Below are 14,107 nucleotides of genomic sequence, written 5' to 3' on the forward strand. Positions count from 1 at the left end.
GGGTACAATTTTAAGCTCCGATTCAACCAAATCAAGGAACAAATTGTTTTTTGGCTTAATTATTTGTTCAACTTCTATCCTGAAAATAATATTCCTATTTTTGTGGAAATTAAAAATAGCTCTTTTTAAGGGTTGACTAAATACAAATTCAAAAGAAATACTTCGAATAAAACAGCTTGATTGGCTAAAAATCAGAGATGCAGAATTTAAGAAAATTGATTCTAAAGAAACTGGTCTAGGAAATGGTAGAGATGATTTGATGAGTAAAACTCAGGACAAGGCAGATTATGTAAAAGAAAGAATCTGTTTTTTAATCAAAACATACCCAGATAAATATTATGATAGAGATTTAAAAAATAAATTTTCAGTATTTATACCTGCCGACTATAAAATTTTAGATGCGATAAAAGGAAATTTAAACCTAGATAAATATCCAGATTACATATTGATATTGAAGAAAAACAATGAAGAAACAACTTCAAATTTTGCAGATGATAAACAAGAAAAACGTCCGTTAATAATTTTAATAGGTTCAGAAAACAACACTTATACATTTGCAGGAAGAAATGATAATTCAGTTTTGTGTTATGATTGTGGAGGAATGATGGGAGATCCTTATGAAGGTGTAACAATTAAAGACGGTTATTTTTCTGTTGAACATTACGGCGGAAGCGCTTGGAGATGGACACAAACTATTACTTATAAATATTCAAATGAAGATAAAAATTGGTATCTCCATCGAGATGGTGGACAAAGTTTTCACGTCAACGACACTAACAAAGTAGAATTTTACGGCAAAACCAAAAAAGATTTCGGTGTTATTAAATTCAAAGATTTTGATATTTATAAAGAAGATTAAATAGATTTATACATTCAAAAATTCCCCTTGCTACTTCCAAAAAAAGAAGTATTTTTACAAAAAGATAAGCACAAAAAAAATATAATGAAAGAAAAGGTAAAAGAGATGAGTTCAGAAAAAGAAGCCAAATTAAAAGCACTACAGCTTACACTTGACAAGCTGGATAAAACTTACGGAAAAGGCACCGTAATGAAAATGGGTGACAAAGCGATTGTAGAAGTAGAAACTATTTCTTCTGGATCTTTGGGAATCGATTTAGCCTTGGGCGTTGGCGGTTACCCAAGAGGAAGAGTGATTGAAATATACGGTCCAGAATCTTCAGGAAAAACAACTTTAACATTGCATGCCATTGCAGAAGCTCAAAAAGCGGGTGGAATTGCTGCTTTTATAGATGCAGAACACGCTTTCGATAGAAATTATGCCGAAAAATTAGGCGTTGACATCGAAAACTTAATCATATCGCAACCGGACAATGGGGAACAAGCTTTGGAAATTGCCGAGAACTTGATTCGTTCTGGCGCGATTGATATTGTCGTGATTGACTCGGTTGCTGCTTTGACTCCAAAAAGTGAAATCGAAGGCGAAATGGGAGATTCTAAAATGGGATTACACGCTCGTTTGATGTCTCAAGCCTTGAGAAAATTAACTGGAACCATCAGCAAAACCAATTGTACGGTTTTCTTCATCAACCAGTTGAGAGAAAAAATTGGAGTAATGTTCGGAAATCCTGAAACTACTACAGGTGGAAATGCCTTGAAGTTTTACGCTTCGGTTCGTTTGGATATTCGTCGTTCGACACAAATAAAAGATGGTGATAACGTTCTAGGTAACAGAACCAAAGTGAAAGTCGTGAAAAACAAAGTGGCTCCACCGTTCAAAGTCGCCGAATTTGATATTATGTATGGCGAAGGAATTTCGAAAACAGGAGAAATCTTGGACTTGGCTGTTGAATTTGAAATCATCAAAAAAGCAGGGTCTTGGTTTAGTTATGGTGACACCAAATTAGGTCAAGGTCGTGATGCTGTGAAATCATTAATTAAAGATAACCCAGAATTAGCCGATGAGTTGGAAGAAAAAATCAAGGCTAAGATTAAAGAAAATAATGCTTAAAATTAGAAAAGAGTTCGCCACGGCGAACTTTTTTTTGCAAACGATAATTCTATACGCCTCTTTTCACGCTGGAAGCGTCACAACACAATAGAGCAAGAATTATTTAGTGTCAACTATAAAAGGTTTTAACTAAAAGCTACTTCTTCTTCTGAAACTCCAATAATTGTTTATGAATTACTTTCCAAGCTTGGTCTTTAAGACTATTCTTGTCTGCCATTGTTTTTCCTGCTGTTTCAATAAAAGGAAGAATTTTTACGCGCAAAAGCCCTGGGCTTCCACTAAAAATGGTATAGGAATATCGCTTTTTATTATCTGCAAAAGCAATGGGAACAATCGATAATTGATGGTCAATTGCCAATCGGAAAGCGCCGTCTTTAAAGCTGTCTAAAACTATGGATTCATCACTAGGAACTCCTCCTTCTGGGAAAATACAAATGCTGAGTCCTTGATCTATTCTTTTTTGTGCTCGTTCAAAAACCCCGTGCTTGCTTCTGGAACTTGTTCTGTCGACTAAAATACAGGTTCGTTTGTAGAAAAACCCAAACAAGGGAATTTTTACTAATTCTTTTTTGCCCACAAAAACAAAAGGTTTCTTTACAGAGACGAGCATCAACATTATATCGACCATCGAAGTGTGATTGGCAACAAACATATAACTTTGATGTTGTTCGAGCTCTTGATCTTTTTCGATTTTATAATAAAAACCCATTCCAAAAAGAATAACTTTCGCCCAAATTCTAGCCATTTTAAAAAAATAGGAATAGCCACTTTCGGTCAAAATGGAAGCCACTAAAAAAGGAAACATAATTAGAATAGGAATGGTCATTAATACATATAACCAGACTCGCCAAACGGACCAAAAAATGATTTTTATTCCTCTCATAGCGTCAAAAGTAATGAAAAGTGTGTAATTTTTAGTAAAAGAATTAACTTTGTCAAAAATAGCAATCTTTTACAATGGCAAAAATACTCACTGGCGTTCAAAGCACAGGAACACCACATTTAGGAAACTTACTTGGCGCAATCATTCCCGCAATTGAATTATCGAATGACCCTAAAAATGAATCGTTCCTTTTCATTGCCGATTTGCATTCGATTACCCAAATAAAAGACGGCAAAACATTAAGAGAAAACACCTATAGCACTGCAGCAGCTTGGCTAGCCTGTGGTTTGAATGTGGATAAAGTGGTTTTTTACCGTCAGTCTGATGTACCACAAACAGCTGAATTGTCTTGGTACTTGAGTTGCTTTTTCCCTTTCCAAAGATTGACATTGGCGCATTCTTTCAAAGACAAAGCCGATCGATTAGAAGACGTAAATGCTGGATTATTTTCATATCCAATGTTGATGGCTGCTGATATTTTATTATACGATGCACAGTTTGTTCCCGTAGGAAAAGACCAATTGCAGCATCTTGAAATTACTCGCGATGTGGCTTCTCGTTTCAATCATCAAATGGGAGAAACTTTTGTAATTCCTGAAGCCATAATCCAAAAAGACAGCATGCTCATTCCGGGAACCAATGGTGGAAAAATGAGCAAATCCGCCAATAATATCATCAATGTTTTCTTGGATGATAAAGGGTTGCGCAAACAAGTAATGAGCATCGAAACCGACAGCACACCGCTTGAAGCGCCAAAAAATCCTGATACTTGCAATGCTTTTGCTATTTATTCTTTGTTGGCAACCCAAGAACAAATAGAAGTAATGAGAGCCAATTATTTAGGTGGAAACTACGGTTACGGTCATGCAAAACAAGCCTTGTTTGAACTGATTGTAGAAAAATTCAAAACTGAGAGAGAGAAATATAACTATTACATTAAAAATCTTGCAGAAGTTGATACTTTGTTGAAAGTAGGAGCCGAAAAAGCTGGTGTTGTTGCCAATGGAGTTTTAGCTAAAGTGAGAGAAAAATTAGGGTTTGAGTAAATTTTAAATTTTAATCAATCACCATTTCTGGAATTTCGCCTTCGATAATTAAATTTGCTTCGGTGGAAGCGATGATATGCTCTACAGAAACTCCTGGTGCACGTTCTAAGAGTTTAAAACCTTTTGGAGTTATTTCGAGAACGGCCAACTCGGTTACAATTTTTTTTACGCAACCAACGCCTGTTAGGGGCAAAGTACATTTTTTGAGAATTTTACTTTCTCCCGCTTTGTTAACGTGCATCATTGCCACGATTATATTTTCGGCCGAAGCAACTAAATCCATAGCGCCACCCATTCCTTTGACCATTTTTCCAGGGATTTTCCAGTTGGCAATATCGCCGTTTTCGGCAACTTCCATCGCACCAAGAATCGTCAAATCGACGTGTTGTCCACGAATCATTCCAAAACTCATCGCTGAATCAAAAAAACTGGCACCTTGCAAAGTGGTGATGGTTTGTTTTCCAGCGTTGATTAAATCAGCATCTTCTTCGCCTTCAAAAGGGAAAGGTCCCATTCCGAGAACGCCGTTTTCACTTTGAAATTCCACGTCAATTCCTTTTGGGATATAATTGGCTACCAATGTTGGAATACCAATTCCGAGGTTTACAAAGTAGTTGTCTTTGACTTCTTGGGCTATTCGTTTGGCGATGTCTTCTTTTGTTAGCATAATTTTGTTTATTGAACCATATAAGTCATATAAGTTTTCTTTTTCAAACTGAACACTATGTTTTTTGAACCATATAAGGAATTTAAGGTCATTTAAGTTTTTATGTTCTTCTTATTCGTAAAAATGATTGTTCGATAAATTAGGTTCAGCAAATGAAATTATATTTTTCTCTTCAAGGTCGATGAGTTTTTGTCTTATTGGTGTGTAATCTATTTTTGCTGGAATTTCAATTACAAAATAACCTTCTTTGAATTTTTCAGATTCACAACCAAAATCATTGAAAATTTCTCGTAAATCATTTGTCGCTATCTCTTTGTTTAGTATAATAACTTGTATGGTTGAATTTCCTGAATGTTCAATGGTTTTTCTGTAAGTTAACATTTCTTCGTCTTTGTCATATTCAGCAAATACGATATCATCACAAGATACCGAAGCATAAAAAGGAATGTTGTCTAGTTTGTACAAACCTTTTTCTACATTAATTGTTGTAGCCCACATTGTTTCTACTGTCCACTCATCTAATACATTACTGAAGAATCTGAAAAGTATTTTTGCATCTTGGTTATCCATTTTGAGAAATATTTATTCTTTAATTTATTTTCTTCCTCGAACCGTTCTATTTTCAATTTTGTTGTAAACCTTTGCTTTTGTCAAGTACTTTATAACATTTAATTCTTTCGCTAACATTGTCAATTGAATCAATGCTTGAATAATATATTTTGTCGACTTCGCATTCGCAACTATCTTTTTTTAAAGTTATGGATACAATTCGTGATCCCAAAGGATGATTTCCACGCCCCCAATTTATAACTTTAAAACTTTTATTTTTAAGTGTTTGTACTAAAATTAGTTTTTCAGTGTTATCATTTACAATATTTTTGGATAAAGAATCGTATAAATTTGGAAGTTCTATAAATTTGTCGTTTGAGTTTTCAATTGCAAAATCTACAATTTTTTCATTGAAATTTTTAGGTTGATTTTGCTGTTTATTATTGCAAGAAAAAAGAAATACACTAACAAATATTACTATATATTTCATTGTAGTACAAAGTTAATTTAAGTTTTGATTTGACCTGAATATTAGATGTTTTTTTGAACCATATAAGTCCTATAAGTTTTGCTTGAATAATAATTGATATTCACCTTCAAGCTGTCGCTAATTGTTTTATTTACTAATTGATTTGCAATTTTTAAAGGTGTTTTTTAAAACCAATTCTTTTTTAAATTCTTCGGGTAATACTAATTTCTCATTGCAAAAATCTTTCATTTCGTACAAATCTGTTTTTTTGTTAAAGATAATTGCTTTCGATGATGAATAATCCGAATTATAAAACCAAATATTTGCTTCTACATCAACATATAAACACCAGTAATGATATGAACTGAAAGTTTCGTTTAAATCTTGCTGAAATAATATTTTATTTGAATTGTCGGTAATCGCAAATATTATAGATTCGTCTTTAAGTTGTTTTACTATTATTTTTCTAGTTTTAAAATCTTTTAAAAAGATTGAATATTCACCTGGCTCATTTGTAAATCCTGATTTAATACGATGTGATTTGAACTCAGAGTTATTACAAGAGACTAAGATTAAAAAAAGCATAATAAATATATTCCGAGTCATTTTCTGTTTTTTATAAGTATAAACTATTTTCTTTTTCGAACTGATCACTAAAAACTGAAAACTGAACACTATTTTTCCCTAACCGTTCTCTTCTCAATCCTCTTTTCATATTTCTCCCCTTGAAAAATGCGTTGCACGAATATTCCGGGAGTGTGAATTTGGTTGGGATCGAGGGTTCCGGCATCAACTAATTCTTCGACTTCAGCGATGGTGATTTTTGCGGCACCAGCCATACAAGGATTGAAATTTCGGGCGGTTCCTTTGAAGATGAGGTTCCCTGCCGTGTCGCCTTTCCAAGCTTTTACAATGGCAAAATCGGCTTTAAAAGCCAATTCCATTACGTGCATTTTTCCGTTGAATTCTCGGGTTTCTTTGCCTATGGCAACTTCAGTTCCGAAACCAGCTGGCGTGAAAAAAGCGGGAATCCCGGTTTGGGCTGCGCGACAACGTTCGGCTAAAGTTCCTTGCGGAATGAGTTCTACTTCGAGTTCGCCGGTCAGCATTTGGCGTTCGAATTCGGCATTTTCTCCTACGTAGGAAGAAATCATTTTTTTGATTTGGTGTTTTTGCAACAGCAATCCAAGACCAAAATCATCCACGCCAGCATTGTTAGAAATACAAGTAAGATTGTTGGTTTCTTTTTTGACGAGTTCGGCAATGGAGTTTTCGGGAATACCACACAATCCGAAACCACCCAGCATTAGGGTCATTCCGTTTTCGATTCCATCTAGTGCTTCTTGTACGTTATTTACTTTTTTGTTAATCATATCGGGTTTTTTAGCCCTGATGGGAACGGCATCCTTTTGTGGCGGTGTTCGCCACAAAAGATACAGTGTACAGCAGGAAATAGCTCCTCATTAAACAAATCAATAACTACAGATTGCGGTGTTACGATAGTTATAGGAACTCGCAATGACTATTACAACCCGAATTCCTCGGTTTGTTGTTCTACCGCAGTCGTGTCTTTTACAACTGCTGGTCGGGTGTAGCAATCTACTTTTATAGAGAGATTCGCAGGTCTATCGAAATCTTCTTTGGAGACTTTCAGGTTGTTGTCTTCGTAGCATTTTTTCATAAAATAAGCCCAAACAGGTAAGGCAGCAGTTGCTCCTTGACCATAAGTTAAACTTTTGAAACGTGCTGAACGGTCTTCGCAACCGACCCAAACTCCGGTAACAAGGTTGGGTACCATTCCCATAAACCAACCATCAGACTGGTTTTGTGTTGTTCCGGTTTTTCCAGCAATGGGGTTGGTAAACATATACGGATAGCCTGTCCAGCGGTTGTCGCCGCTTCCGCCACCTTGTGTTCTTAATCTGGCACCAGAACCACTTTCGGTAACGCCTTCTAGCAATTTGATTACGGCAAAAGCAATGTCTTTATTCAACACATCGTGAGATTCGGGTATTGGTTCGTAGATGATTACGCCGCTTTTATCTTCGATACGGCTGATAAATTGTGGTTTTACGTAAACACCTTGGTTGGCAAAAGTTCCGTAGGCCGCAACCATATCTTCTACCGTAATATCAACAGCTCCAAGAGCAATAGAAGGTTGGACAGGAATTTCGGATTTAACACCTAATTTGTGTGTTAATTCTACTACTGCTTCTGGACCAGTTTTATCGATTAATTTTGCCGAAATTGTATTAATGGAGTTTGCCAAACCTTGTTTGAGAGTTACCATTCCGCGGTATTTGTTGTCGGAATTTCTTGGTTCCCAATCTTCAGTAACATGATGACGGCCTTTTCGAATCATGAATGGCCCATCAAGGATCGTATCGCAAGGCGACATTCCTAATTGTTCGATAGCGGTTGCGTATACAAATGGTTTGAATGTAGAACCTACTTGTCTTGCACCTTGACCTACGTGATCGTATTGGAAATATTTATAATTGATACCACCAACCCAAGCTTTAATATTTCCAGTTTGAGGCTCCATTGCCATTAAACCCGATTGCAGAAAGTGTTTGTAGTATCTAATGGAATCCATAGGAGTCATAATAGTGTCTCTTTCACCTTTCCAAGTGAATACTTTCATTTTGGTTTTTTGGCTGAAAGAAGCTTCGATTTCTTCATCGCTTTTATCCATTTCCGCCATTACTGTCCAGCGGTATGATGATTTCATAGCTTGCGTCAAGAGGCGAGCTGTTTCAGCTTTAGAAATGTTGACAAAAGGAGCGTTTTTATTTGTTTTGGCTTCATCGAAAAATTGCTCTTGCAGGTTTGCCATATGTTTTTCAACGGCTTCCTCGGCATACAATTGCATTCGAGAATCGATGGTGGTGTAGATTTTCAAACCGTCTTTGTAGATGTTATAATCAGAACCGTCTGCTTTTTTGTTTTCTTCCACCCATTTTTTCATATAATCACGCAAATATTCTCTGAAATATGTTGCGGTTCCTTCACGGTGACTTTCTAATTTGAAATGTAAGGTGATAGGCAAAGCTTGAAGTTTTTCTTTTTGTCCTTCGGTAATAATCCCTCCTTTTTCCATTTGCAAAAGCACCACATTTCTACGGTTTTTAACTCCTTGGGGATTTTTGACAGGATTGTATAAGCCTGAATTTTTAAACATTCCAACCAAGATTGCCGATTCGTCAATGGTTAAATCTTTGGGCGCTTTTGAAAAATAGGTTTGCGCTGCCGAACTTACGCCCACCGAATAATTTCCAAAATCGTAGACATTGCAATACATGGCGATGATTTCGTTTTTCGTATATTGTCTTTCCAATCGGATGGCAATTATCCATTCCTTTATTTTTTGTACGATTCTAAAAGGCAAGAATTTTGACCCTTCTCCGTGGAATAATTGTTTGGCTAATTGTTGTGTCAAGGTACTTGCACCACCACTGGTTCCAAGGCTTGCGATGGCTCTTAAAGTTCCTCTTCCATCTATGCCTGAATGTTCGTAGAAACGAGCGTCTTCAGTGGCTACCAATGCATCGACAAGGTTTTTGGGTAAGTCAGAATATTTTAATTGTGATCTGTTTTTTTCGAAATATTTACCCAAAATTACTCCATCAGCCGAGATTATTTCGGTGGCTAAGTTAGAATCGGGATTTTCTAAATCTTCGAATGAAGGCATCGAGCCAAAAAGTCCCCAAGAGGCAAACAAGAAAAATAATAACAATCCGCCAAGTCCATAAAAGAAAACTTTCCAGAATTTCTTTTTATAGTAGTTTATGTCTTTTTCGGTATTTTTTGTCTGAATATTGTTTTTTTGACTAGCCATAATTACTTTTTAATCTCTGTTTTCTATTCTAAAACCAACTTCGGTGATTCCTTCCAATGCGGTTACTCCGGGAACTTTTCCGTTTTCACGAACTGCCTGTTTAATGTTTACTTTGTATTTTCCTCTAAATCGCACTTTTTCTTTGTAGAAAAGTTTGTTTTCTTTGATATCAGAAAAGCCATCTCCCATTAATGATCCATCAGGATTAGCCATTTTATATTCAAGGGTGTCCACTTTTGTAAAACCATTTGGCATTTCAATTCCCACAATCAAAAAGAGATTGTTGAACGGATAGTTGTTGTTGTCTCTCAAAGTTACAAAAAGATTGTAGCGTTTTGTTGAATCTAATTCGGGCAAATCGAAAGTTACAATACTGTCTTTGTGCCAAGCAGTTCCCACAGATTTGTATTCGTCGAAAACTCTTTTTTTGTCACAAGAAAAAAAGAGAATTGCAACTAAAATTAGTAATGCGCTATTCCTTATTCTCATTTTTAGTAATAATTATAGGTTTCCTAGCTACTACAGGTTTTGTGTCGTTTGAATTGTTGGGCTTGGAGTTATTGTTGGGCTTGTTACTATTGTTATTTTGCCTATTATTGTTGCTGATATTACTATTGTTATTATTATTTGCTACAATTAAATTCTCACCACTTTTGCGTTTTTTATTTGATTTTTTCTTTTTCTTTGGTTGGTCAAAACGGGTTAAACTTTCTTGACCCATTGCGTTATTAAAGTGTTGTTCAGGCTCTACAGCAATAACAATTTCATAATCTTCGAGAGATGCAACCTTGTTTTTTAGTTTATTTTCGGCAACAATTTCTTTGACTTGTTCGATTTTTAAAACATGCCAATTGGCAAAATCATTGGTGTAAGCAAACCACATCAATCCTTTGAAATTATCTTGTTTTTGACAAATAGCATCGCCTTTTTCGGTAACTAATTTGGTGTCGAAATCTGGGAAACCTTTCAAAGCATCCATATAAGTATCCAGCTCATAATTCAAACAACATTTCAATTTTCCGCATTGTCCCGCCAGTTTTTGTGGGTTTAATGACAACTGTTGGTAACGAGCTGCTGAGGTGTTTACGCTTCTAAAATCCGTTAGCCAAGTAGAACAACACAATTCTCTTCCACAAGATCCAATGCCGCCCAAACGAGCTGCTTCTTGACGCAAACCTACTTGTTTCATCTCGACTCTAGTGCTAAATTCTTTAGCAAAATCTTTGATTAACAGTCTAAAATCAACTCTGTCATTGGCAGTATAATAAAAGGTTGCTTTTGAACCATCGCCTTGAAATTCGATGTCAGAAATCTTCATTTCTAGTTTTTGCGAAATAGCTAATTCTCGAGCGCGAACCTTCATAGGTTCTTCTTTATCTCGTGCAGCCGACCAAATATCAATATCTCTTTGGGAAGCTTTTCTATAGACTTTAGCAACGTCAGCACTAGAGTGATTCACTCCTTTTTTCTTCATTTGGATTTTTACCAATTCGCCCGTCAATGTAACAATTCCGATGTCGTGTCCCGGAGAAGCCTCGGTAGCGACAATGCCTCCAATGCTTAAAGTTAGTTTTTCGGTATTGCGGTAGAATTCTTTTCTCCCGTTTTTGAAACGTATTTCAACACAGTCAAAAGGAGTTTCTCCATTGGGTAAACTCATATTTGAAAGCCAGTCGAAAACTGTTAATTTATTGCAGCTATCGGTGCCGCAAGTCCCATTATTTTTACAACCCTTTGGAGCACCTCCATCAGAAGTTGAACAACTTGTACATGCCATAATTTTATATGTAGTGTCGTGACAAGCACAACTTAAGTTCTTAAACGTTTAATCTGTAAAGATAGTATTTTTTAATTTTATGTCGCAAGAGTGAAGTAGCTCAAAAATGCATAATTATTTATTAAAAAAAGGGTCAACAAATTAAGCTGAAATTAGTTTATTTTTAATCTAAAATTAAATAAAAACTACGTTTCTTTGACTGATATAGTTTTCAGTGGACAAGCTTTGGTAGCGAGTTTGCATTTTTCAAATAGGCTGCTTAACATCACAACCTCAAATCTGACGGTTTTTTAGTATTGTAAATCTGACTAAAACTTTATGTTGCTTAGAAATCATTTAATTTTGTAATAGGTTTAAACGTATTTTCCCGACCAGAAGCAGCTTTATCTGCGTAGAAATAGTTGTGAGGTGTTTTTGTATTTATTAAAAGAGAGTTACTTTTTTATAAAAGGCACTAATTGGTTGCTCAAATAAATTCCGAAAACGCTATTTCCTTCATAATTCAAGTGTCCTTTAGTTTGCGTTAATTTCCAATAATAAGGATTAATTTTTTTTTGTCTTAACGTATTTAAGGCCGTACGAGTTTCGATTATTGGAATATTATAGTGTTGTAATTTAGATTTAAGTTTTTTGTTTGCATTTTCTCTAAAAACAAAAACAGATTTATCTTTTTCCATTTCTGAAATTATTTTTAAATATCTTGTTGATAAATTGTTGAACTGTAGATCGGAATATTTTTTTCGATAATTAATTTTTTTTGGGGGATAAAATTTGTCAAATAGTATAGGCATTATTTTGCCTCGACGGATAAGTAAGTAAGCGTCTAAAGTAAAATTTAAATACGAACTTTTATCGATTACGAATTGCATTTTCTGATAGAATTGATACTGTTTTGAGGTGTTTGGAACAATGAGTAGTTTGTTGTTTTTTTCTATTAATTCAACGCTGTTTAAAATCCCTTCAGGCTCCATCACAAAATCATAACTATCAAAAACATAAACATATAAATCAATATCAAATTTTTCGGCAAGCCTCTTTTTTCTTATGTACATTTCTGGTAAAACGACATTGCTGATGCCAAAATTTAGAACTTCGACTTCGATTTCAGATTTTTCGTTTAATGATTTTTCTAAAACTCTAGCAAATTTATAAGGCTCGAAAAGCTGAAAGCCTTCAGTATAAGAATCCCCAAATAGGGCGATGCGGAATATATTATCTTTTGTCCTGCTTTTTCCAATAAACCCATTTGAGTTGGTTTCTCCCATATAAAAGCCTTCCCTAATTTCGTTAATGGGAACATTGGATTGATAGGTTTTACCAATTTGTGGGTCCAATGTTTTGAATGGTAGTTTGATTTCGCTAAATTTTAAGAAAAACTCTAGACCGAAGACTATCAGGAAAAATCCACCGACGAAACTTAGTATTTTAATTGTGTAAGTTCTCAAAATTGAAAATAGATAAAAGGGGAGGTTTTTTTTGTTAAAATATAAATTAAACTTACAAATAACAAACTAGCTGTTAATCCGAACGCAAATGATTGATTTTTAAAATTCGTAAAAATCGCATCATTTTTGTATTTAATTTGAAGCCAGTCTATTGTAAACAGAACACAGCCAAATGTTAAAATCATTTTTATAAATCTGCCATAATAATTTCCTAAATCCAAAATAAATAGTTCTTGTAAAAATAAATTTAATTGGGATAAACTAGTTATTCTAAAAATTGCCCAGCCTATAGTTATTGCCATAAAAGTTACAATACTATTGACATATTTAGGCAAAGAAATCGACTTATTGCTGTGAAAAAGTATGAGTAACAACCCGTGATAAAAGCCCCAAAGGATATAATTCCAGCCAGCACCATGCCACAATCCGCCCAATATCATGACGATTAATAAATTCCGATATAAAATATTTTTCCCATTTCTATTACCGCCCAAAGGGATGTACAAATAATCACGTAACCAAGTCGATAATGAAATATGCCATCGTTCCCAAAATTCCTTAATGTTTTTTGAACTGTAAGGCTGTTTGAAATTGATAGTTAGTTCGATTCCGAAAAGTTTTGCCAAACCACGTGCTATATTTGAGTATCCAGCAAAATCAGCATAAATTTGAAAAGTGAATAATACAACTGCGCTTACTATTTCAAAAGAAGAATATTTACTCAAATCAAAAAAAATAGAATCGACAATTCTACCACAAGCGTCACCAATCATTACTTTTTGGAATAATCCTATAGAAATTAAAAAAAAGGCGTCTTTTACTTGTGTTTTTGATGGGGTTAAAGAGGACGCTAATTGTGGGAAAATATATTCGGCTCGTTGTATAGGTCCTGCTATTAATTGAGGAAAAAAGCTTAAATATAATGTTAAGTCAAGAATTTCCCTTGTTGGTTCAATTTGTTTTTTGTAAACATCTATTAAATAAGCTATGGCTTTAAAAGTATAAAATGAAATACCAATAGGCAAAACTAGGTAGAGATGAGCTCGATTTAAACTAAACCCTAAAATTTTTGTTATTTGATCGAATGAGTCAATAAAAAAATTAAAATATTTAAAAATAATTAATACCGAAAGGTTGAAAACAATACCGAATACCAGCCAATTTTTAGTTGATTTTGCCGAATTTTTTAAGCAAATGGCAAAGTAATAATTACTAATAATACAAACAAGCAATAGTCCCAACAATTTCCAGTCCCAATAAGCATAAAAGAATAAACTGGCTAGTACGAGCCAATATTTTTTATATCGCTGCTCTTTTAAAAAGTAAAATACCGAAAGAACGACAAAAAGAAAAACAAAAAAAATGTAACTGTTGAATAGCATTTTTTACGGGTTGTTGCGATTAGAAAACAGGTATTTCAAAATCTTTTTGGGATAATAATTTGGCTAAATAAAAACAGAATCA

General features: G+C 34.6%; 14 protein-coding genes. 3 read left to right on the forward strand and 11 right to left on the reverse strand.

Annotated features, from left to right (window positions below):
• The first annotated feature begins 259 nt into the window (after nt 1-259).
• Nucleotides 260-859, forward strand: coding sequence for a hypothetical protein (locus tag RMO83_RS13260; RefSeq protein WP_310560180.1), 600 nt, complete (start codon nt 260-262; stop codon nt 857-859).
• A 105-nt stretch (nt 860-964) separates the two neighbouring features.
• On the forward strand, nt 965-1,969 hold the full coding sequence (gene recA / locus RMO83_RS13265; protein WP_310560208.1) for a recombinase RecA: 1,005 nt from the start codon (nt 965-967) through the stop codon (nt 1,967-1,969).
• 136 nt (nt 1,970-2,105) lie between these two features.
• Here recA and RMO83_RS13270 read toward each other — a convergent pair whose 3' ends face one another.
• The gene (locus RMO83_RS13270; RefSeq protein WP_310560181.1) at nt 2,106-2,852 is read right to left on the reverse strand and encodes a lysophospholipid acyltransferase family protein; all 747 of its coding nucleotides are present in this window, start codon (nt 2,850-2,852) and stop codon (nt 2,106-2,108) included.
• A gap of 74 nt (nt 2,853-2,926) precedes the next feature.
• Between RMO83_RS13270 and trpS the strand changes: the two genes are divergently transcribed.
• Nucleotides 2,927-3,898 (forward strand): tryptophan--tRNA ligase, encoded by a 972-nt coding sequence (trpS, locus tag RMO83_RS13275; protein ID WP_310560182.1) that lies wholly within the window; start codon nt 2,927-2,929, stop codon nt 3,896-3,898.
• Nucleotides 3,899-3,908: 10 nt separating this feature from the next.
• On the opposite strand, the gene RMO83_RS13280 is transcribed toward trpS, so the two are convergent.
• The 10 genes from RMO83_RS13280 to RMO83_RS13325 all read right to left on the reverse strand — a co-directional run bounded on the left by RMO83_RS13280 (nt 3,909) and on the right by RMO83_RS13325 (nt 14,025).
• Complete coding sequence (locus RMO83_RS13280) at nt 3,909-4,565, reverse strand: CoA transferase subunit B (protein WP_310560183.1); 657 nt, start codon at nt 4,563-4,565, stop codon at nt 3,909-3,911.
• Nucleotides 4,566-4,676: 111 nt separating this feature from the next.
• Nucleotides 4,677-5,135 (reverse strand): DUF4265 domain-containing protein, encoded by a 459-nt coding sequence (locus RMO83_RS13285; RefSeq protein WP_310560184.1) that lies wholly within the window; start codon nt 5,133-5,135, stop codon nt 4,677-4,679.
• A 52-nt stretch (nt 5,136-5,187) separates the two neighbouring features.
• Nucleotides 5,188-5,604, reverse strand: a complete 417-nt coding sequence (locus RMO83_RS13290; protein ID WP_310560185.1) for a hypothetical protein — start codon at nt 5,602-5,604, stop codon at nt 5,188-5,190.
• A gap of 126 nt (nt 5,605-5,730) precedes the next feature.
• Nucleotides 5,731-6,189, reverse strand: a complete 459-nt coding sequence (locus tag RMO83_RS13295; RefSeq protein WP_310560186.1) for a hypothetical protein — start codon at nt 6,187-6,189, stop codon at nt 5,731-5,733.
• Nucleotides 6,190-6,257: 68 nt separating this feature from the next.
• On the reverse strand, nt 6,258-6,956 hold the full coding sequence (locus RMO83_RS13300) for a CoA transferase subunit A (RefSeq protein WP_310560187.1): 699 nt from the start codon (nt 6,954-6,956) through the stop codon (nt 6,258-6,260).
• Between the two features lie 152 nt (nt 6,957-7,108).
• Nucleotides 7,109-9,421 carry a transglycosylase domain-containing protein gene (locus RMO83_RS13305; protein WP_310560188.1) on the reverse strand — a complete coding sequence of 771 codons (2,313 nt, stop codon included), beginning with the start codon at nt 9,419-9,421 and terminating at the stop codon, nt 7,109-7,111.
• A 9-nt stretch (nt 9,422-9,430) separates the two neighbouring features.
• Entirely contained in the window at nt 9,431-9,910 is a 480-nt protein-coding gene (locus tag RMO83_RS13310; RefSeq protein WP_310560189.1) for a gliding motility lipoprotein GldH, read from the reverse strand.
• Entirely contained in the window at nt 9,894-11,198 is a 1,305-nt protein-coding gene (locus RMO83_RS13315) for a regulatory iron-sulfur-containing complex subunit RicT (RefSeq protein ID WP_310560190.1), read from the reverse strand. Before RMO83_RS13315 ends, RMO83_RS13310 begins: the two co-directional genes overlap by 17 nt.
• 434 nt (nt 11,199-11,632) lie before the next feature.
• Nucleotides 11,633-12,532: a hypothetical protein gene (locus tag RMO83_RS13320; RefSeq protein WP_310560191.1), complete on the reverse strand. Its 900-nt coding sequence runs from the start codon at nt 12,530-12,532 to the stop codon at nt 11,633-11,635.
• A 107-nt stretch (nt 12,533-12,639) separates the two neighbouring features.
• Nucleotides 12,640-14,025, reverse strand: coding sequence for an MBOAT family O-acyltransferase (locus RMO83_RS13325; protein WP_310560192.1), 1,386 nt, complete (start codon nt 14,023-14,025; stop codon nt 12,640-12,642).
• Between the last annotated feature and the right edge of the window lie 82 nt (nt 14,026-14,107).

The organism is Flavobacterium sp. (assembly GCF_031423415.1).
In the GTDB taxonomy this organism is placed as follows: Bacteria; Bacteroidota; Bacteroidia; order Flavobacteriales; family Flavobacteriaceae; genus Flavobacterium.

Excerpts from the sequence above, each read along its gene's own strand:
- trpS (WP_310560182.1), top strand. The coding sequence starts at position 2,927 with ATGGCAAAAATACTCACTGGCGTTCAAAGCACAGGAACACCACATTTA.
- RMO83_RS13260 (WP_310560180.1), top strand. The coding sequence starts at position 260 with ATGAGTAAAACTCAGGACAAGGCAGATTATGTAAAAGAAAGAATCTGT.
- RMO83_RS13290 (WP_310560185.1), bottom strand. The coding sequence starts at position 5,604 with ATGAAATATATAGTAATATTTGTTAGTGTATTTCTTTTTTCTTGCAAT.
- recA (WP_310560208.1), top strand. The coding sequence starts at position 965 with ATGAGTTCAGAAAAAGAAGCCAAATTAAAAGCACTACAGCTTACACTT.
- RMO83_RS13305 (WP_310560188.1), bottom strand. The coding sequence starts at position 9,421 with ATGGCTAGTCAAAAAAACAATATTCAGACAAAAAATACCGAAAAAGAC.
- RMO83_RS13325 (WP_310560192.1), bottom strand. The coding sequence starts at position 14,025 with ATGCTATTCAACAGTTACATTTTTTTTGTTTTTCTTTTTGTCGTTCTT.
- RMO83_RS13295 (WP_310560186.1), bottom strand. The coding sequence starts at position 6,189 with ATGACTCGGAATATATTTATTATGCTTTTTTTAATCTTAGTCTCTTGT.
- RMO83_RS13300 (WP_310560187.1), bottom strand. The coding sequence starts at position 6,956 with ATGATTAACAAAAAAGTAAATAACGTACAAGAAGCACTAGATGGAATC.
- RMO83_RS13280 (WP_310560183.1), bottom strand. The coding sequence starts at position 4,565 with ATGCTAACAAAAGAAGACATCGCCAAACGAATAGCCCAAGAAGTCAAA.
- RMO83_RS13315 (WP_310560190.1), bottom strand. The coding sequence starts at position 11,198 with ATGGCATGTACAAGTTGTTCAACTTCTGATGGAGGTGCTCCAAAGGGT.
- RMO83_RS13285 (WP_310560184.1), bottom strand. The coding sequence starts at position 5,135 with ATGGATAACCAAGATGCAAAAATACTTTTCAGATTCTTCAGTAATGTA.
- RMO83_RS13310 (WP_310560189.1), bottom strand. The coding sequence starts at position 9,910 with ATGAGAATAAGGAATAGCGCATTACTAATTTTAGTTGCAATTCTCTTT.
- RMO83_RS13270 (WP_310560181.1), bottom strand. The coding sequence starts at position 2,852 with ATGAGAGGAATAAAAATCATTTTTTGGTCCGTTTGGCGAGTCTGGTTA.